We start from the raw sequence: 18,282 nt of genomic DNA on the forward strand, positions 1-18,282 counted from the left end.
GGCTCGCCATGATTGACCGGGCCCTTGTTCATTGGCTGATCAGGCCGTCTGTTCGCGATGAACCTGGAACGGCGCCCAGGACTGGCTGACCGGCATGACTTCGAGGCTGTTGATGTTGACATGCGCCGGCAGGCTGGAGACCCAGTAGATGGTTTCGGCGATGTCCTCCGGCTGCAGCGGATTGGCGCCCTGATACAGTCGGTCGTAGGACGCCTGATCGCCGCCGGTGCGCACCAGGGTAAACTCACTTTCCGACAGCCCCGGCTCGATCGACGTCACGCGTATGCCCTTGCTCGAAAGGTCGCTGCGCAGGCCCAGCGAGAACTGGCGCACGAAGGCCTTGCTGGCACCATAGACGTTGCCGCCGGGATAGGGCCAGTTCGCCGCGATCGACGCCAGGTTGACCACAAGCCCGCGACGCGCGACCAGCGTTTCTAGCAGAAGCCGGGTGATGGTGACGAGACCGGTGATATTGGTGTCGATCATCGTTTTCCATTCGGCAAGATCGCAGGTATCGGCCATGCCGGTGCCAAGCGCCAGACCGGCATTGTTGATCAGGGCATCGATCGCCTGGAACTCCAAGGGCAGCGACCCGAGTGCCGCGCGCGTGGCTGCCTCATCCCGGATGTCAAAACAGATACCGATGGCGCGGGCCTCTCCTCCCAGTTCAAGGACGAGCTGATCGAGACGATCCTTTCGCCGGCCGGTGACGATGACGTTCCAGCCTTCGGCCACGAAACGCCGGGCGATGGCCTCGCCGAAGCCCGCGGTGGCGCCGGTAATGAGGGCGGTTTTCGACATGATAGGTTCCTTTCGGGGGATCAGAAATCAGACGGCGAGGAATGCGCCGATGGCTTGGACAAGGCCGATGGTGGCGATCAGAACCAGACCGCCGGACGATACTCTATGCCAAAGCTCCGGTGACATTCGGCGTGACAGGAAAAAGCCGACACCGAAACCGGCGAGCGTCAGCGGGAAATAGAAGGCAAGCAGTTGCATGAGCTGCAGATCGATCGTGCCGAGAAAAAAACGGCTGACGAGGCTGGCGAGATCGACGACGCCGAAAAAGACCGCCAATGTGCCGCGAACATATAGCCGCTGCGTTCCGCCGGCCAGCAGCCATGCGGCCGCCAGCGGCCCGCCGACGGCAAAGGCTGATAGCAGCAGTCCGACGGTAAAACCTATCAGCATGCCGATGGATCGGCCGGCCAGCCAACTGGGTGGATTGCGGATCATGGCCACGCAGGCCGTAAGCGCGACGATAATCGCGACCATCATCCGGGCGATGTCTCCGTCGAGCCGTGCTGCCAGCAATCCGCCGCAGATGGCGCCGCACAGACCCGAGAGAAGAAGAATGCGGCCCGCAACCCAGTCAATCGCACCATGCTTGCGATTGAGCAATGTGAAGCCTGTCAGAAGCAAATCGTTGAACAGAATGAATGGCACGCTGACGGCCGGCAGCATCATCGCCCCCGAGATCCCAAGTGAGGCGACCATCGCGTAACCGAAGCCGGTCACGCCGCGAAATCCGCCCGCGCCGATCGTCACGATTGCAATTGCCAGCGCCTCCATTTCCCCTCCCAAGCCAGAGCGGCTGCCGAGCCACTTCTGCGGACCGGTCTAGGCAAACGGGCCAATGCCGGTGAGAGCCAGACGGCAGCAACGATGGGGCCAGTCGACATGCACAGGGCCAGATGGCTGTCAAATCGCCGCAACTGGCTCTTTCGGCATGGCAATTGCTTCACGCTTAATGCGGGTAGTTTCCGGTCCTCTTTTAGGAGTGAAGTTCATGAAGCGCCTGAGCAAAGCATTCGCATCCGTGGCCATGGCCTGCAGCATGGTGTTCGGCGCATCCGTCACCGCCTCGGCGGCGGACAAAAGCCTGACATTCGCCTATCAGGACATGATGACCCCCATCCGCGTGCTGATGGAATCCGGCAAGCTCGAGGCCGAAACCGGCTACAAGATCAAATGGGTGAAGTTCGGTGGGGGTGGCGACGTCATCCGCGCCATGTCGTCCGGTGACGTCAATATGGGCGAAGCTGGTTCCTCGCCGGTTGCGGCGGCAGCTTCCCAGGGCCTGCCGATCAAGCTGTTCTGGATCCTCGACGACATCGCAAATGCCGAGCAGCTGGTGGCCCGCAACGGCAGCAACATCAAGACGATCGCAGACCTCAAGGGCAAGACGGTTGCCGTGCCGTTCGTGTCGACCTCGCATTACCAACTGATGTATGCGCTCTCAGAAGCCGGCCTTTCGTCCAAGGACGTCAAGCTGCTCAACATGCGGCCGCCGGAAATCGCCGCCGCGTGGGAACGCGGTGACATCGATGCGACATTTATCTGGGCACCGGTTCTCGATGTCGCCAGAAAAAGCGGCACCGTCATCGCCAGTGCGGGCGATTTCGCCGCCAAGGGCAAGGCGACCTTTGACGGGATCGTCGTCACCGACGAGTTCGCCGACGCCAATGCCGAGTTCATGACGACCTTCGTCAAGCTCCTGGCCGCCTCCGACGCGGACTACGCCAAGAACAAGGCCGCCTGGACGCCGGACTCCACTGAGGTTCGCGCTGTCGTCAAATGGACCGGCGCGAACGCCGCCGACGTTCCGGCCGGCATGGCCGCCTACAAATTCCCGCCACTTGAGGAACAGGCGTCGGCGGCCTGGCTTGGCGGCGGTGCCGCCAAGGCTCTGCAATCGACCTCCGAGTTCCTCAAGGAACAGGGCCGTGTCACCGATCTCGCTCCCGACTATGCGGCCTTCGTGACCGACAAATATGTGAAGTCAGCCGCCAAGTAAGCGACGTTTCTTAAAGGCCGGGCCGAGGATTTCGGTCCGGTACAGCTTCTGACGGAGTGATCCCGATGCTTCAGATCCGCAATGTAAGCGTCCACTACGGAGAAGGCGAAAGCGGCACTGTCGCGCTCTCGCGTATCGATCTCGATATCGGACCAGGAGAATTCGTCGTGGCGCTCGGTGCCTCCGGCTGCGGCAAGACCACGCTTCTTTCCTGCATCGCCGGTTTCCGGCCGGTGACTGACGGCACGATCTTGATCGACGGGAAACCGGTGAGCGGACCCGGCCCCGATCGCGGCGTGGTATTCCAGCGCCACGCACTGATGCCTTGGTTGTCCGTCGTCGAGAACGTGGCGTTTGGCTTGCGCATGCAGGGCATGCCAAAAGCGGAGCGGCTCCAGCGTGCCCGCCACATGCTCGATCTCGTCAGGCTCGACGGTTCTGCCGAAAAGAAGATCTACGAACTTTCGGGCGGCATGCAGCAACGCGTCGGAATCGCCCGCGCGCTGGCAGCCGATCCGCGCATGCTTTTGATGGACGAGCCGCTTGGCGCGCTCGACGCCTTTACCCGTGAGCAGGTGCAGGAGTTGATCCTCGGCGTCTGGGCAAAGACCAGCAAGATGGCTTTCTTCATCACCCATGATGTCGAGGAGGCCATTTTCCTTGCCACCAGGCTGATCATCATGACGCCGAGACCCGGCCGAATAGCCAGGATCATGCCGCTGGAGTTCAGCAGGCGGTTCCTCGAAAGCGGTAATGCGCGGGCGTTAAAATCCTCGCCGGACTTCATCGCTGTTCGCGAGGAAGTGCTTGCCGCCATCCACCAGGGAGATGGGATGGCACGGGATGCCGCAGCATGAACGATCTCTCGGAAAGTCATTCGGTAACGGCAGCCATCCCGGCCCGCAGGCAGCCCAAGAAAATCCGTCGCAGAAGGCCGCTCAGCGGCCTGCAGATCGGCCTGATCAGCCTGCTGATGGTGGCCTTCATGCTGGCCGTCTGGCTGGTCGTCACCCATCTCGGCCTGGTCAAGCCGCTGTTCCTGCCGAAGCCGGAGACGGTGCTCAAGGCGTTTTCCGATGCGATCGATGGACGAATTGACGGGGCGCCGCTGACGGAACATGTGGCGATGAGCCTGTTCCGGGTCGTTTTCGCCTTTCTGCTCGCGGCACTGATCGGCATTCCCGTCGGCCTCGGCATGGGCATCAGCCCGGCTATCCGTGCCATGTTCGACCCCTTCATCGAATTTTACCGGCCGCTGCCTCCGCTCGCCTATCTGCCGCTGGTGATCATCTGGTTCGGCATCGGCGAGACCTCCAAGGTTTTGCTGATCTTCCTCGCCTGTTTCGCACCGGTGGCGCTGGCCGCGCGCGCCGGTGTGCTGGCCGCCTCGTCCGACCAGATCAACGCTGCGCGTGCACTGGGCGCCAGCCGCCTGCAGCTGCTGAGCTTCGTGATCCTGCCGGCGGCGCTTCCCGACATTCTGGTCGGTTTGAGGATCGGTATGGGTGTCGGCTGGACGACGCTGGTTGCCGCCGAAATGGTGGCTGCCTCGACGGGCGTCGGCCAGATGGTCCTCAACGCTTCGAACTTCCTGCGCACCGACATCGTGTTGATGGGCATCTTTGTGATCGGTTTCTTCGCGGTGGTCTTCGAATTTGCCATGCGCTGGCTGGAGAAGAAGCTGGTTCCGTGGCGTGGCATGGCCTAGGAGGCACTCAACCACCCGAGGCTGCCAGCGCTATCGCATCCGCCACCTCTTCATATCGATCGGTGAGGTTGCTGGTCGCCACCCGCAGATGGTGGGTGGGCTGAACAGCGAACTTCTTGCCCGGGTGGACGGCAATGCCGCGCGCTGCAAGCGTGACGAGAGCGAATGGCTCCGATGCCACGGGAACCCAGGCACAGAGTCCACCGCCTGACGGCACGATCACGTCACGCTCTGCCAGAGCCCTGACAAGATTGTCGCGGCGCGCCTGGTAGAGCCGGCGTGCCTCCTTCAAGCCTTCTGCCGTCGTCTCGTCGCGCAGCAGCCAGGCGGCTGCCCCCTGCAGGATGCGACTTGTCCAGCCAGAGCTGAAACTCCGGTAGGACTGGATCTGCTCGATGATCAAGCGCGTGCTGGAAAGGACCGCCAGGCGGAGATCCGGCCCGAAGGTCTTCGAGTAGGACAGGATATGGATGACCCGCTCCGGGAACACGCCCCCGAGCGACTGGCGTGGCGCGTCGGAAATATCCGCAAGGCCGTCATCCTCGATGATCAGCACGTCGGTATCCCGCAGTTCCTCGGCAAGTTCTTCGAGCCGCCGGGTTGCCATGGTCTGGCCAGTCACGGAGTGCAGCCTTGGCTGGAAGATGAAGGCGACCGGCTTGCTGAGCATTGCCTGCCTTAGGGAAGCGGGCAGGGGGCCGTCGGAATCGCAGACGACCGGCACGATCCTGGCGCCGTGATCCTCGAGGATATCGAGAAGCCGCATGCCCGTCGGTTCTTCAATGGCAACGGCGGCACCTGGCGGCACAAGCGCATGGATCAGCGTGTAGACCGCGTTATATCCGCCGTTCGTCGCCAGAAATGCCTCCGCCTCGTAGGGCCAGGTCCTGCGAACGTCTGCCTCAAGCTCCGGCAGGATGCGACTGCGCTCGTAGCTGTTCAGCTTCTCCGTCGATACCGCATGAACCAGTGCATTCCCGAGCGCCGGCAGCAACGCCCTGTCGGGCACGGCCATGGTCAGGTCCAGCACGCCGGCACCGTAATGGCCGACACTGGCCAGTCGCTCCGGCTTGGCGACAAAGCTGTCGCCACTCACCCAGGTGCCGTTACGGCCGCGCCCGGTGATGATCTTTTGGCGACGAAGCTCGCTCCAGGCCTCCGAAATGGTCGCGGGGCTCACGCCCAGCGAAAATGCCAGATCGCGGATTGGAGGCAGCTTAGCGCCGACCGGCAGCGCTCCGGCCCGGATTAAGGCGCTGGTCTCCAACGCTATTCCGCGAATTGAGCGATCGGTCAATTTTTCAGCAAACCAGCTCGAATTATAGGCATCGCTCATTTCGTCACCATTTAAATGTTCAATAACGTAATACCGTTTGATCATTTCGAATTGAACATTTTATCTTCGGCCTATCAGCATTTCTGTCGTGAGTAACTCAAATGACACTGCGCCTTCGAATTGCACTCCGTGACTGGGACTACATAACGCCGCTTGTCCTGGGCGATGTCTCTTCCGACAAGCTTGATCTTCAGGTCGATCGCATCGGGACGCTGGTGTCGCATATCGGCAGGGACCCGGACCACGAGGCGGCCGAGGTCTCCTTCAGCCGCTACACCCAGCTGCGCCACGACGGCGATGAAAGCGTTGTCGGAATCCCCAACTTCATCATGCGCGGCTTTCGTCACCGCTGCATCATGACCATGGGCGACAGCGACATCACCACGCTTGGCCAACTGGCCGGCAAGCGCATCGGGGTCACGGGCTGGCGAGACAGTGGCAACACCTGGACCCGCGCCGCCATCCGCCGCGAAGGTGTCGAGGTCACGGATGCCATGTGGTATGCCGGACGGCTGACGGAAGCGCATCCGATCGCCGACCGCCTTGATGGTTTTGGGCAGCCCGGCCTGATCGAGGCATGCCCCGGCGAGCGGCCGATGGTGGACCTTCTGCGCGAAGGCGCGCTGGATGCGATTTTCACACCGTTCATGCCGAACGGCTATTTCGAACCCGGTTCGCCCTTCCGTCAGGTCCTTCCTGATTTTCGCAGCGAGGAGCAGCGCTACTTCGCTGACGTCGGTTATGTGCCCGGCATGCACCTGATCGGCATCAAGGCCGAGGTTGTGGCGGAAAATCCATGGGTGATTGCCGAGATCAGCCGCCTCGTTGATGAAAGCCAGAAAATGTGGACGGAGAAGCGCCGCAAGTATGCGGAAACCACGCCGTGGATGTTCGATGAGGTGCTCAAGACCTCCCGTGAACTCCCTGAAGGGTGGGACGCCAGCGGCTTTGCTGCCAACCGCAAGATGATTGGCGACTTCGCCAAGGAGCTCCATGCGCAGGGCATCATGAAGCGCGAGATGATGCCGGAAGAGCTTTTCCAGTTCGATACGGACGGCAACCAGATCTGATCTCTCGCCGAAACTGCAAGTTCCGAAGAAACACGCATTCGTAAAACAAGGGGAATGACCATGTCGCATAAGAAACTGATTGCTCTTACCTTCGCCGGCGTCGCTCTGGCCTGTGTCGCCCAGGCGCAGGACGCTGCCCCGAAGTTGGACGTGAACAAGGAACTGCACGACAGACTGCCGGAAAACATCAAGACCGCCGGCAAGATGATCTCTGTCAACAACGGCTCTTTCCCTCCCTATGAAATCGTCACCGGCACTGAGATGACCGGTGCCAGCGCCGATCTTACGGACGCTCTGGGACAGGTCCTCGGCGTCAAGATCGAGCACGCCACAGTGGGTGGCCTGCCGGCGCTGCTGGCGGGTGTGAACTCGGGCCGCTACCAGTTCGCATTCGGTCCGGTCGGCGACTACAAGGAACGCGAGACGGCCAACGACTTCGTCGACTGGGTCCAGGAGTTTGTGGTTTTCGCGACGCTGAAGGGAAATCCCAAGGGCGTCACGTCGCTCGATACGGCCTGCGGCCAACGCGTCTCGGTCATGGCCGGCGGCTCTGCCGAACGGGTGATCAAGGTCCAGTCGGAAAAATGCGTGGCTGACGGCAAGGGAGCGGTCACGGTCCAGTCCTATACAGACCAGCCGGCATCCATCCTCGCCGTCCGCTCCAAGCGTGCCGACGCCTTCTTCTCCTCCCAGGCGCCTCTGACCTACTTCGTCTCCCAGGCGAATGGCCAGCTGGAATTGGCCGGCGTCGGCCAGAAGAACGGTTTCGAAGACATCTTCCAGGGTGCGGTCGTCCCCAAGGGCTCGCCACTTGGCCCGCTCTTCGTCGATGCCATCAAGGTGCTGATGGATAACGGCACCTATGGCGCAATCATGAAGAAGTGGGGCCTCGAGAACAACATGATCAAGCAGCCCGGCCTCAACCTGGGTGGGCAGCTTCCAAAATGATCAACAGCACACAAAGTGATGCGGCGCCTCAGGGCGCTGCGAACTTTCGCGATGTGGCGACGGCCCACACGCCTTTCAGAACCGGCCGTCTGCTTCTTTGGCTGGTGATCGCTTTTGTCGTCATAGATTTCGGCTGGATCATCGCCCACAACGAAGGCTTCGGCTGGCCGGTCGTCGCGCAGTACTTCTTCGACCCCACCGTGATCAGCGGTCTTTACGTCAGCCTCGGTCTGACTGTGGTCGCCATGATCCTTGGGGTTGTGGTCGGCTTGGTGATCGCCATCATGCGCATGTCGAACGACGGGCTCGCGAGGGGTTTTGCCTCCCTGTTCATCTGGTTCTTCCGCGGCACGCCGCTGCTGGTCCAGCTGATCTTCTGGTACAACATGTCGACGCTGTTTCCGGCGATTTCGATCTCCATTCCGTTCGGCCCGACGCTCGCCAGCTGGGACACCAATTCGGTGATCACCCCGATGACGGCTGCCATCGTCGGACTCGCTCTCAACGAAGCGGCATACATGGCGGAAATCATCCGTGGCGGCCTGATTTCGGTCGATCGTGGCCAAGCCGAAACCGCAGAGGCCTTCGGCATGACCAAGGGTCGTGCTCTGTGGCGGATCATCATCCCGCAGGCGATGCGGTCGATCGTGCCGCCGACCGGCAACCAGCTGATCAGCATGATCAAGGCGACCTCCCTGGTCAGCGTGATCGCCATGGCTGATCTGCTTTACTCGGTCCAGTCGATCTACAACCGCACCTTCGAAATCATACCGATGCTGCTGGTCGCGGTCCTTTGGTACCTGCTCATCACCTCGGTTCTCAATCTCGGCCAGAGCTATATCGAGGCCTATTACGGCCGCAGCGAGCGCCGCAATGCCGGTGTCGCCAAGGTCGAAGCCGCGACAGGGGAGGCGAGCCATTGACCGTGATCAATACCGCAAGGCCATTGGTGCAGGCCCGGAACGTCCACAAGGCGTTTGATCATCTCGAAGTGCTGACGGGCATCGATCTCGATGTCATGCCGGGCGAAGTGGTCGTGATCCTCGGCCCATCCGGCTCGGGAAAATCGACCTTCCTGCGCTGCATCAACCATCTGGAGGCCATCCAGAAAGGCTTCATCGAAGTGGATGGAGAGCAGATCGGCTACCGGCTGAGAAACGACCGGCTGGAAAAGCTGTCTGCCAACGGCATTGCAAAGCAGCGCCGCAAGATCGGGATGGTCTTCCAGCAGTTCAACCTTTACCCGCACATGACGGTTCTGCAGAACATCATTGAGGCGCCTGTCGGTGTTCACCGCGAAAGCCGCAAGGATGCCATCGAGAATGCCAAGCAGTTGCTGAAACGGGTTGGCCTGGCGGAAAAGGTAGATGCCTATCCCCGCCAGCTCTCCGGTGGCCAGCAGCAGCGTGTCGCGATCGCCCGCGCATTGGCAATCAAGCCGAAGCTGATGCTGTTCGACGAGCCGACCTCGGCTCTCGACCCCGAACTGGTGGGCGAAGTGCTCGCGACCATGCGGGATCTGGCAAAGCAGGGCCTGACCATGATCGTCGTAACCCACGAGATCAGCTTTGCCAGGGAAGCCGCCGATCGCGTCGTGTTCATGGATGGCGGTGTCATCGTTGAGCAAGGAAAGCCCGAGGATGTCATCGGCAATCCGCAGCATCCGCGCACGCAGTCTTTCCTGTCGCGCTTCCTCTGAACCGAATTCCCTTTTAGCCCCCGGTTGATTGCCGGGGGAACAGTCCGCCAATCTCCAAAAAATCTGGAATCCGCATGCCAAGTCAAGACAATCTCTACGCTCGCGTCTCTGATTTCGAAGCCATGGAAGCAGACCTGAAGGCGACCCGCCATCACCTGCATGCCCACCCGGAACTCTCCTTTGAAGAAGCCGAAACCGCGCGCTACGTCGCTGATAAGTTGGAAGGCTGGGGATACGACGTGACCCGCAGCGTCGGCGGCCATGGTGTCGTCGCCGTGCTGAAGAATGGCACGGGCACCAGGAGCATCGGTATCCGGGCGGACATGGACGCCTTGCCGATCGAGGAAGAGACCGGCGTGGCCTATGCTAGCACTTTTCCGGGCAAGATGCACGCCTGCGGGCACGATGGCCACACGACTGTTCTTCTTGGAGCGGCCGAGTACCTCGCCGAGACCCGGCGTTTCAACGGCACCGTGACACTAATCTTCCAGCCGGCGGAAGAAGCCGGAAAAGTCAGCGGCGCCCAGAAGATGATCGCCGACGGTCTGTTCGATCGGTTTCCAATCGACGCTATCTTTGGCCTGCACAATCATCCCGGCATGCCGGCTGGAACACTGCTGACGCGCCCGGGCCCGATCATGGCGGCGGGGGATACCGTCCGGATCACCATCATCGGCAAGGGCGGACACGCGTCGCGCCCGCATCTGACGGTGGACCCGGTCTTGATCGCCTGCAACCTTGTCATGACACTCCAGTCGATCGTGTCACGCAATGTCGATCCGACCCAGACCGCGGTTGTGACCGTCAGCACCATTCATGCCGGCGAAGCCTCGAACGTTATTGCCAACACGGCAAAGATCGCAATGAGCGTGCGATCTTTTGATCCTGCGATCCGCTCCTTCCTCGAAGAGCGCATCCGCAAGCTGACGGCAAGCGTTGCCGAAGGGCATGGCGCCACCGCCGAGATCGACTACGAACACGGCTATCCTGTCGTGGTCAATTCGGAAAAGGAAACCGCGTTTGCCCAGGCCGTCGCGGAGGAACTAGTCGGCGCTGAAAACGTGGCGACATGTCCGCTACTTCCTGGCAGCGAGGATTTTTCCTACTTCCTTCAGCATCGCCCCGGCAGCTTCCTGCGTCTCGGAAACGGCAAAGACTCAGCAATCCTGCACTCCTCGGGATATGACTTCAACGACGGCAGCCTCACCACCGGGGCCGCGATGTGGGCTCGGCTCGCAGAGCGTTATCTCGACCAGTAGGCGAAACTGGCAAGTCCTGAAGTACGAAGCTTAAATCAAGGGGATGGCGCCAGCCGCCATGTAAAGGAGCGCTCCCGTGATGCCGAGCGCGATGGCCGTCATACTAAGCCCGAGAAGAACCACGAGACCGTCGCGCTCGATCAGACCGATGGCGATCGCACAGAGTGCCGCAACGGGGGCAAGGTTTCCAAACGGGATTGGCAGAGCGACGGCGACTGCAAGGCAGAAGACCGGAAGCGCAAGCAGGTAGGGCATGCGTGGTCCGGCAAATGCCTTCATCCGACCCGGCCGGACAAATTGTTCGATCCGTCGGACCAACGGCGATGCATACCGCTCCAACGCTTCGAATGCCTTTGCCGATATGCGTCGATTGGCTAGCAGCGACGGAAGCCATAGGGATTCCAGTCCGATCGCGAATTGAAGCGAAACAATTGCGAGCGCGGAGCCGAATATCATCCCGAAAGGACCGGGGATCGGAATCAGCGCCGGCAGTGCCAGAAGAAGCATCACGAAACCGAAGCCGGACCTCCCTATGAGCTCGAGAGCGTCGGCAATCGTCAGGCCGTCCAGGGTGCGTGCGTTTGCTACAAGATGTGACAAGGTCTTGGACGCTGTGCCGGTATCGTGCTCGCCGTCGGGCCCTGCCAGGGTCAACCTTCCGCCTCGCGCGTATTTTTCGTGCTGATCAGTGCGCGCAACGCGCCGCAGCTCGGATCGGCACCATCAAACACCCGTTCAGGTGACATCCACCCAATCGAGATGCCGATCGCTGTAGCCGTCGCCCAGCCCGGCTCATTGCCGGCCTTGTCGATGAGGCGTGGAACCTCAATAGCGAGGCATTGGCGCGACTGCTGCACAAGCTCTACCGGCGCGTTAGCGTTATCGAGATGTTGCCGCATCTCGGCATGCAGCGGATCGATAACGAATAGCGTAAAAATCCATGCGGCAATGTCTGCGATCATCATCCTGGTCCCGTGTCTTACGGCATCTGTCGGTATGGGGTCCGACATCGTGAAAGCGCCGAAGACTTTCACCAGAGGGGCCCGGACCAGCGGGTGGAACGTGATTTGGGAAGAGGAGTGGGAGTGTTCAAGGCTGTGGGGCCTTGACGGCGCAAGTCGGCCTGGTCGATCACACTGCAATCGCGTGAACAGAAAGCAATGCTGCATGCCATATTACCTCGTCACCCAGACGTCGCTCGTGGAGGGTGCGGATGAAGTTGAAGCCGCTCGGAAAGTCCTCACGAAGTTGAAGTCGGATTCCGCCGTGAGATTCACCGTCAAACACGATGAAGAGACGATCCGGCAGGTGACGGTTGCCAACGTCCCTGCATGGGGAGCCGCGCAACCGACTGCGCAAGATCCTCGATCATCCCCGAAACGGATCCAGCAAGACATCGTGCTTGAGGCCTCAGGCGTCAATCAAGCCGATGCAAATGTCTCCAAGCGGCCTGTCCTGTCAGCCAGGAGTGTTATTCTAGGATTGAGCCTGTTTGCAGCCGGCGTAACAGCGGGGCTGGTCATCATGGCTTTATTTGATCGCACTCATGGATGAGCCAAGGGAAACTTCCGGAAGACAGTTGAGAAGAGCTGCTACTGTTCCTTGAGGGGATCGTTCGGACTGGAAGCGTCACCGCCGCAACCGTTGAATTAGCCATGCGCCACAGCGCTTTCAGCAAGCAGCTTTTTTTTGCTGCAAGCATGGTTGCATCCTGCCCTTTCGTAGAAAATCGCAGAAGGATGATTTCGACAGCCGATGTCGGTCGCCTTGCGGAAGTGCTCGGTGGTGCTTTGACGGGATTTACGATGCGTTGGAAGTGACCTTGCCACCAAATTTTATCCAGTTTTGAGTTTGCTGCAGCTGTTGCAGTGTAGACCCGCTTTGGCTGAGCCGCATCGCATAGCAGATCAGCATTCAGGTCTATTCCATCTATGGTTGCCACTCTTCGGCATTAGCAGGCTATTGTTGAAGATACTGTTCGGTAGCAAGTTTTATTACCTCAACTTTTCAGGTTTCCACCCGCGGCGTGTCGCCCGGGCGCACTTTCATGCTCGCCACCTTCGCCCGCTGAACGCGAAGTGCAACACACGGCACACAACGCCTGTACGCCAGCAATTCGTGAAATATTATGCGGTCCAAGTGGCAAATACCGCGCAACAGCCATCCTGAAGCGGGCAATAGTGGATGAAGCGAGAATTCCTGCCTTTCGTAGGCTCTGTGAGGCCTTAAAAGGTTCGAAAACGCTGATAAACCGATAATAAAGGGAACAGCATCGTCATGACACATCAGTTCGATAAGTCCCGCTGGAGCCGCAACGACGACAGCGCAGTTGAAAACGCCATTCGTCGCGGCGCGACCCGTCGCGATCTGCTTCGCATGCTCGCTGCCGGCGGCGTTGTCGCCGCAACTGCTGGCACGTTCATCGGTTCAGCACGAAATGCTGTCGCCCAAACGCCCAAGAAGGGTGGCGCGTTGCGCTTGGCGCTCAACTCGACCTCGACCGCCGATACGCTCGATCCGGTCCGCGCCTCGGCGCAGGGCGATTACATGCGCATGTCCACCTTCTACAACAAGCTGACGGTGCTCGATAAGTCGCTGACGCCACAGATGGAGCTGGCGGAAAGTTTTGACACCACGGACGCCAAGGTCTGGACGATCAAGCTGAAGACCGGCATCACCTTCCACAACGGCAAGACGATGGATTCCGCCGACGTGGTCTATTCGCTCAGCCGCCATGTCGACCCGAAACTGACCTCGCGCGCCAATGCGCTGGCCAAGGCAATGATCAAGATCGAGGCCCTCGACAAGACCACGGTGCGCATCGAACTCGACCAGGCGAATGCCGACCTTCCGGCCATCCTCGGCACCTATCATTTCGTCATCATCCCGGAGGGCACCTCGGATTTCACCAAGGCTGTCGGCACCGGTCCCTATATGACTGAAGTTTTCGAACCCGGCATCCGCACGGTCGGCAAGCGTAACCCGAACTATTTCAAGTCAGATGCGGCTTATGTCGACAGTATCGAGATGTTCGGCATCCCGGATGAAAATGCCCGCGTCAACGCGTTGCTCTCCGGCGATATCCATATCGGTGCTTCGATGGATGCCCGCTCGGCGCCGCTCGTGAAGGCCAACCCCAATCTTCGGCTGATGGTCGCTCCCGGCGGCAGCTATACCAACCTCAATATCCGCATGGATATGGAGCCGGGCTCCAAGAAGGACTTCATCGACGGCGTGCGCGCGCTCATCAACCGCGATGCCATCAACCGCGCCGTCCTGCGTGGCTTCGGCGAACCGCATAACGACCAGCCGATCCAGCGCGCCAGCCGCTATTTCAATGCGGATGTCGTCGCGCCGGCCTTCGATCCCGAGCGCGCCAAGCATCATTTCGAAAAGGCCGGCCTTTTAGGCGTCGGCATTCCGTTGATCTGCTCGGACGCTGCCAAGGCTTCGCCCGACATGGCGATGGTGCTGCAGCAGGATGCCGCCAAGATCGGCGTCAAGATCGACGTGCAGCGCATGCCGGCCGATGGATACTGGTCGAACCAGTGGATCAAGGCGCCGTTCCACTTCGGCAACATCAATGCCCGCCCGACCGCGGATATCCTGTTCTCGCTGCTCTACAAGTCGGACGCCGCCTGGAACGAAAGCCGCTACATCAACCCAAAATTCGACCAGATGCTGCTCGAAGCGCGCGGTTCTCTGGACGAAGCCAAGCGTAAGCAGATCTACGGTGAGATGCAGGCTATGGTGGCCAAGGATGCGGCAACCATCATCCCGGCCTATATCGCTAGCGCCGATGCCATGAGCACCAAGGTCGGCGGCCTCAATCCACATCCGCTCGGCATGCTGCAGGGCTATAACATTGCCGACACCGTCTGGCTCGACGCCTGATCGATCATGGCGCGCGGGATACCGCGCGCCTTTTCTGCGGGATTTCCAGACTGAGCGAGAGGCACAGCCTATATGAATAAACGCATCCTTGAGATGATCGGCGGGCGATTGGCGGTAGCCGTTCTGTCGCTGTTCCTCGTGTCGCTGGCGGTCTTCTTCATCACGGAGTTGTTGCCCGGCGATACCGCACAGGAACTGCTTGGCCAGGCTGTGACGACGGAAGCCGCAGCCCAGCTTCGCGAAACGCTCGGTCTCGATCGTCCGGCCATCCTGCGTTATTTCGAGTGGATCTTTGGGCTGCTGACCGGTGATCTCGGTTATTCGCATGTCTCTGACCGGCCGGTTGCCAACCTCGTTGCCGAACGCCTACCGAACTCTCTCACACTCGCTGCCATCACCATGGCCATCACCATTCCGCTGGCGCTCGGTCTCGGTATCGTCGCCGCCATCTGGAGGGGTTCAATTTTCGACCGGGCGATCTCGTCAGCTGCGATTATGCTCGTTTCCTTCCCGGAATTCATGATCGCCACGCTGCTGGTGATGTGGCTGTCCGTCTACATGCAATGGCTGCCGGCTTTGTCCTTCATCCCGGCAACGGCCGATTTTCGCACCATCGTGCTCGCCTTCATCATGCCGGTTTCCGTTCTGGTGTTCGGCAGCTGCTCGCAAATGATCCGCCTGTCGCGCGCGGCCATCGCCGATGCGATGGCGACTCCTTATGTGGAAATGGCCGTGCTGAAGGGCGCTTCGCGCGGCCGCATGGTGCTGCGCCATGCGCTGCCGAACTCGGTCGCGCCAATCGTCAATTCCGTTGCGCTCAGCATGTCGGGCCTTCTGGGCGGTGTGATCATCGTAGAGACGGTGTTCAACTATCCAGGCCTTGCCAAGCTGATGGTTGATGGTGTCTCGACGCGCGACATGCCGCTCATCCAGACCTGCTCGATGATTTTCTGCGGCTTTTATCTCGTGCTGATCACTGCAGCCGATATCATCGCCATCCTGTCCAATCCGAGGTTGCGCTGATGACCGTTTCCGCTGCACCACGACGCAAGATCCGCATGCATATTCGCCCGATCGCTGCCGTCTGCTTGGCTGTCGTCCTGTTCTGGACGATCGTCGCGATGTTTGCACCGCTGCTGGTTCACTACCCTGTCGGCGACATGGTCAGTTACGATTATTTTGGTCCGATGAGCGGTGAATACTGGCTCGGCACCGATTATATCGGTCGCGACATCTATTCCCGCCTGATCGTCGGCGCCCGTTATACGATCGGCATCGCCTTTGTCGGCCTGATCCTTGCGGCGCTGATCGGCATCACGCTCGGCCTGCTGGCTGCCGCTTTTGGTGGCCTGTTCGACATGGTCCTCAGCCGCGCCATCGACACGTTTGTCGGCATTCCAAACCTGCTTCTAGCGCTGGTCATCGTCGCCGGCGGCGGCTCCAGCATCCCGATCCTGATCTTTGCCATCACCATCATCTTTTTCCCCGGCTGTTTCCGCTTCACCCGGTCGATGGCAGTCAATGTCAATGCGCTCGATTTTATCTCGGCGGCGCGTGCACGCGGGGAAGGCCATTTCTATGTGATGATCCACGAGATCCTGCCCAATATCGTCGGACCGATCATGGCGGATCTCGGCCTGCGTTTCGTCCACATCATCCTGCTTCTGTCGGGTCTCAGTTTTCTCGGCCTCGGCGTGCAGCCACCTTTCGCGGACTGGGGCGCATTGGTGCGCGAAAACATGATCGGCATTTCCTACGGATCGCCAGCCGTGGTCGTGCCGTCGCTGGCGCTGGCCAGCCTGGCGCTCGCCATCAACCTCCTGATCGACAACCTGCCACAGCGCATTCGCGACCAGCTGGAGTAGACCATGACCATTCTTTCAAAAAACGTGAGCGACACGCTGGTCAAGGTCGAAGACCTCAGAGTGACCGCGACCACTGACAGCGGTCGAAAAATCGAGATCCTCAAGGGTGTGTCCTTCGATGTCCGGCGCGGCGAAGTGCTGGCACTGATCGGTGAATCCGGCTCTGGCAAAACCACGATCGCTTTGTCGCTGCTCGCCTATGCTCGCTCCGGCTGCTATTTTTCCGGTGGCCGTGTCCTGCTCGATGGTGTCGACCTGGTTGGGCTCGATGAGAATGCCCGTCGAAAGCTGCGCGGCAACACGGTGTCCTACGTTCCCCAAAGTGCGGCGGCGTCGTTCAATCCGTCGAAAAAGATCATGGATCAGGTGGTCGAAGTCGCCGAGATCCACGGCATCATGGACAAGGCGGCTGCGCGTAAGAAAGCGATTGGCCTGTTCCGTAGCCTGTCGTTGCCATCACCGGAAACCATCGGCGACCGTTATCCGCATCAGGTCTCGGGCGGCCAGTTGCAGCGCTTGGCCGCCGCCATGGCCCTGCTTGGCGATCCCGAACTGGTCGTTTTCGACGAACCAACGACCGCGCTCGACGTCACCACCCAGATCGAGGTGCTGAAAGCCTTCAAGGCCGCCATCCTCGATCGTGGCATGACCGGCGTGTATGTCTCGCATGATCTCGCGGTTGTGGCGCAGATTTCCGATCGCATCATCGTCTTGAAGGATGGTGAGGTTCAGGAAGCCGGCGAGACAGAACAGATCGTCGGCGCCCCGGCACATCCCTATACGCAGGCGCTGATTTCGGCTTTCGAGCCGGTGGAACCGGAAGCTGCAGGCTCGCGCCCCGGCAACAGCGTCGTTCTGGAAATGCGCGATGTCGTTGCCGGTTACGGTCCTGTCAACAGCGACGGCCGGCCGCATATCGTTGCTGTCGACGGCGTTAGCCTCACCCTGCAACGAGGCCATTCGCTCGGCGTGATCGGCGAATCCGGCTGCGGCAAGAGCACGCTCCTGCGGGTTGCCGCAGGTCTGCTGCCGGCCGCAGCGGGTGCCTGCATTCTCGATAGCAAGGAACTGCGCCCGCAGGTCAGCGCCCGCAGCAAGGACGAACTGCGCAAAATGCAGATCGTTTTCCAGCTGGCTGACACGGCGCTTAACCCGGCTCAGACGGTCGGCAACATCATCGGCCGCCCTTTGACCTTCTACCACGGCATGAAGGGCGAAGCGCGCGACAAGCGGGTCATCGAGCTTCTCGACATGGTGCGCATGCCGGCGCAGTTCCGTCACCGGCTTCCGCGCGAACTGTCGGGCGGTCAACGCCAGCGCATCAACCTTGCCCGCGCGCTTGCCGCCAAGCCGGATGTGCTACTCTGCGATGAAATCACCTCAGCGCTGGACACTGTCGTAGCCGCCAAGGTTCTCGAACTGTTGAAGGAGTTGCAGCGCGAACTGCATCTTTCCTACCTGTTCGTCAGCCACGACATCCACACCGTGCAATCGCTTTGCGACGAGGTAGTGGTGATGTTCGGCGGCAGGAAGCTGGAAACCTTTGCCGCCGCTCACCTGCATGCAGAGGCGCGCCATCCCTATACGAAACTGCTGGCCTCTTCGCTGCCGACGCTCGATCCGACATGGCTCGAAAATTTGCAACAGGACCCGGAACTGGTGCGCAAATTCGCCCACGCGTGACGCTTGGAAATACAGCCCAAAGA

18 protein-coding genes are annotated in these 18,282 nt (G+C 60.4%); 13 read left to right on the forward strand and 5 right to left on the reverse strand.

Annotated elements, in window-relative coordinates:
* Positions 1–39 precede the first annotated feature (39 nt).
* The gene (locus ACQY1P_RS05105) at positions 40–801 is read right to left on the reverse strand and encodes an SDR family NAD(P)-dependent oxidoreductase (protein ID WP_430253272.1); all 762 of its coding nucleotides are present in this window, start codon (positions 799–801) and stop codon (positions 40–42) included.
* A 27-nt stretch (positions 802–828) separates the two neighbouring features.
* Positions 829–1,572, reverse strand: coding sequence for a sulfite exporter TauE/SafE family protein (locus tag ACQY1P_RS05110; RefSeq protein WP_062463167.1), 744 nt, complete (start codon positions 1,570–1,572; stop codon positions 829–831).
* 217 nt (positions 1,573–1,789) lie between these two features.
* On the opposite strand from ACQY1P_RS05110, the gene tauA reads away from it, so the two are divergent.
* From tauA to ACQY1P_RS05125, 3 genes are read left to right on the forward strand one after another with little or no spacing between them, the layout of a single operon-like run.
* The gene (tauA, locus tag ACQY1P_RS05115) at positions 1,790–2,797 is read left to right on the forward strand and encodes a taurine ABC transporter substrate-binding protein (RefSeq protein ID WP_062463170.1); all 1,008 of its coding nucleotides are present in this window, start codon (positions 1,790–1,792) and stop codon (positions 2,795–2,797) included.
* Between the two features lie 59 nt (positions 2,798–2,856).
* Complete coding sequence (locus ACQY1P_RS05120) at positions 2,857–3,654, forward strand: taurine ABC transporter ATP-binding protein (RefSeq protein WP_430253931.1); 798 nt, start codon at positions 2,857–2,859, stop codon at positions 3,652–3,654.
* Entirely contained in the window at positions 3,651–4,505 is an 855-nt protein-coding gene (locus ACQY1P_RS05125; RefSeq protein WP_430253275.1) for an ABC transporter permease subunit, read from the forward strand. Before ACQY1P_RS05120 ends, ACQY1P_RS05125 begins: the two co-directional genes overlap by 4 nt.
* Positions 4,506–4,512: 7 nt before the next feature.
* Here the strand turns inward: ACQY1P_RS05125 and ACQY1P_RS05130 are convergent, their stop codons facing one another.
* Positions 4,513–5,841, reverse strand: a complete 1,329-nt coding sequence (locus ACQY1P_RS05130) for a PLP-dependent aminotransferase family protein (protein WP_430253277.1) — start codon at positions 5,839–5,841, stop codon at positions 4,513–4,515.
* A 101-nt stretch (positions 5,842–5,942) separates the two neighbouring features.
* On the opposite strand from ACQY1P_RS05130, the gene ACQY1P_RS05135 reads away from it, so the two are divergent.
* The 5 genes from ACQY1P_RS05135 (at position 5,943) to ACQY1P_RS05155 (ending at position 10,817) form a co-directional block, all read left to right on the forward strand.
* The gene (locus tag ACQY1P_RS05135; RefSeq protein WP_113110428.1) at positions 5,943–6,911 is read left to right on the forward strand and encodes a nitrate ABC transporter substrate-binding protein; all 969 of its coding nucleotides are present in this window, start codon (positions 5,943–5,945) and stop codon (positions 6,909–6,911) included.
* 60 nt (positions 6,912–6,971) lie between these two features.
* Positions 6,972–7,859, forward strand: coding sequence for an ABC transporter substrate-binding protein (locus tag ACQY1P_RS05140; protein ID WP_113110475.1), 888 nt, complete (start codon positions 6,972–6,974; stop codon positions 7,857–7,859).
* Complete coding sequence (locus ACQY1P_RS05145) at positions 7,856–8,782, forward strand: amino acid ABC transporter permease (protein ID WP_325265756.1); 927 nt, start codon at positions 7,856–7,858, stop codon at positions 8,780–8,782. Before ACQY1P_RS05140 ends, ACQY1P_RS05145 begins: the two co-directional genes overlap by 4 nt.
* Positions 8,779–9,558, forward strand: coding sequence for an amino acid ABC transporter ATP-binding protein (locus ACQY1P_RS05150; RefSeq protein ID WP_430253280.1), 780 nt, complete (start codon positions 8,779–8,781; stop codon positions 9,556–9,558). The genes ACQY1P_RS05145 and ACQY1P_RS05150 overlap by 4 nt, the downstream gene beginning before the upstream one ends.
* Before the next feature lie 74 nt (positions 9,559–9,632).
* Positions 9,633–10,817, forward strand: a complete 1,185-nt coding sequence (locus tag ACQY1P_RS05155; RefSeq protein WP_113110429.1) for a M20 aminoacylase family protein — start codon at positions 9,633–9,635, stop codon at positions 10,815–10,817.
* Positions 10,818–10,847: 30 nt separating this feature from the next.
* Here the strand turns inward: ACQY1P_RS05155 and ACQY1P_RS05160 are convergent, their stop codons facing one another.
* Together ACQY1P_RS05160 and ACQY1P_RS05165 are read right to left on the reverse strand one after the other, a co-directional pair.
* Complete coding sequence (locus ACQY1P_RS05160; RefSeq protein ID WP_325265758.1) at positions 10,848–11,471, reverse strand: exopolysaccharide biosynthesis protein; 624 nt, start codon at positions 11,469–11,471, stop codon at positions 10,848–10,850.
* Positions 11,468–11,782: a hypothetical protein gene (locus ACQY1P_RS05165; RefSeq protein WP_244473955.1), complete on the reverse strand. Its 315-nt coding sequence runs from the start codon at positions 11,780–11,782 to the stop codon at positions 11,468–11,470. The genes ACQY1P_RS05160 and ACQY1P_RS05165 overlap by 4 nt, the downstream gene beginning before the upstream one ends.
* Before the next feature lie 202 nt (positions 11,783–11,984).
* Here ACQY1P_RS05165 and ACQY1P_RS05170 point away from each other — a divergent pair, with 202 nt between their 5' ends.
* The 5 genes from ACQY1P_RS05170 (at position 11,985) to ACQY1P_RS05190 (ending at position 18,259) form a co-directional block, all read left to right on the forward strand.
* Positions 11,985–12,371: a hypothetical protein gene (locus ACQY1P_RS05170; RefSeq protein WP_062463197.1), complete on the forward strand. Its 387-nt coding sequence runs from the start codon at positions 11,985–11,987 to the stop codon at positions 12,369–12,371.
* A gap of 723 nt (positions 12,372–13,094) precedes the next feature.
* Complete coding sequence (locus tag ACQY1P_RS05175) at positions 13,095–14,711, forward strand: ABC transporter substrate-binding protein (protein ID WP_325265759.1); 1,617 nt, start codon at positions 13,095–13,097, stop codon at positions 14,709–14,711.
* 72 nt (positions 14,712–14,783) lie between these two features.
* Positions 14,784–15,734, forward strand: a complete 951-nt coding sequence (locus ACQY1P_RS05180; protein ID WP_113469235.1) for an ABC transporter permease — start codon at positions 14,784–14,786, stop codon at positions 15,732–15,734.
* Entirely contained in the window at positions 15,734–16,576 is an 843-nt protein-coding gene (locus ACQY1P_RS05185; protein ID WP_092662666.1) for an ABC transporter permease, read from the forward strand. The genes ACQY1P_RS05180 and ACQY1P_RS05185 overlap by 1 nt, the downstream gene beginning before the upstream one ends.
* A 3-nt stretch (positions 16,577–16,579) precedes the next feature.
* A complete protein-coding gene (locus tag ACQY1P_RS05190) occupies positions 16,580–18,259 on the forward strand; it encodes an ABC transporter ATP-binding protein (RefSeq protein WP_430253283.1) in 1,680 nt (559 codons plus the stop codon).
* The last annotated feature ends 23 nt before the right edge of the window (positions 18,260–18,282 follow it).

Source organism: Neorhizobium sp. DAR64872/K0K18, from assembly GCF_050500175.1.
GTDB lineage: Bacteria > Pseudomonadota > Alphaproteobacteria > Rhizobiales > Rhizobiaceae > Neorhizobium > Neorhizobium soli.

Bases quoted from the DNA above. Each gene is read 5' to 3' on its own strand.
- ACQY1P_RS05140 (WP_113110475.1), top strand. From the start codon at position 6,972: ATGTCGCATAAGAAACTGATTGCTCTTACCTTCGCCGGCGTCGCTCTG.
- ACQY1P_RS05135 (WP_113110428.1), top strand. From the start codon at position 5,943: ATGACACTGCGCCTTCGAATTGCACTCCGTGACTGGGACTACATAACG.
- ACQY1P_RS05105 (WP_430253272.1), bottom strand. From the start codon at position 801: ATGTCGAAAACCGCCCTCATTACCGGCGCCACCGCGGGCTTCGGCGAG.
- ACQY1P_RS05180 (WP_113469235.1), top strand. From the start codon at position 14,784: ATGAATAAACGCATCCTTGAGATGATCGGCGGGCGATTGGCGGTAGCC.
- ACQY1P_RS05185 (WP_092662666.1), top strand. From the start codon at position 15,734: ATGACCGTTTCCGCTGCACCACGACGCAAGATCCGCATGCATATTCGC.
- tauA (WP_062463170.1), top strand. From the start codon at position 1,790: ATGAAGCGCCTGAGCAAAGCATTCGCATCCGTGGCCATGGCCTGCAGC.
- ACQY1P_RS05170 (WP_062463197.1), top strand. From the start codon at position 11,985: ATGCCATATTACCTCGTCACCCAGACGTCGCTCGTGGAGGGTGCGGAT.
- ACQY1P_RS05145 (WP_325265756.1), top strand. From the start codon at position 7,856: ATGATCAACAGCACACAAAGTGATGCGGCGCCTCAGGGCGCTGCGAAC.
- ACQY1P_RS05165 (WP_244473955.1), bottom strand. From the start codon at position 11,782: ATGATGATCGCAGACATTGCCGCATGGATTTTTACGCTATTCGTTATC.
- ACQY1P_RS05190 (WP_430253283.1), top strand. From the start codon at position 16,580: ATGACCATTCTTTCAAAAAACGTGAGCGACACGCTGGTCAAGGTCGAA.
- ACQY1P_RS05130 (WP_430253277.1), bottom strand. From the start codon at position 5,841: ATGAGCGATGCCTATAATTCGAGCTGGTTTGCTGAAAAATTGACCGAT.
- ACQY1P_RS05110 (WP_062463167.1), bottom strand. From the start codon at position 1,572: ATGGAGGCGCTGGCAATTGCAATCGTGACGATCGGCGCGGGCGGATTT.
- ACQY1P_RS05155 (WP_113110429.1), top strand. From the start codon at position 9,633: ATGCCAAGTCAAGACAATCTCTACGCTCGCGTCTCTGATTTCGAAGCC.
- ACQY1P_RS05125 (WP_430253275.1), top strand. From the start codon at position 3,651: ATGAACGATCTCTCGGAAAGTCATTCGGTAACGGCAGCCATCCCGGCC.
- ACQY1P_RS05175 (WP_325265759.1), top strand. From the start codon at position 13,095: ATGACACATCAGTTCGATAAGTCCCGCTGGAGCCGCAACGACGACAGC.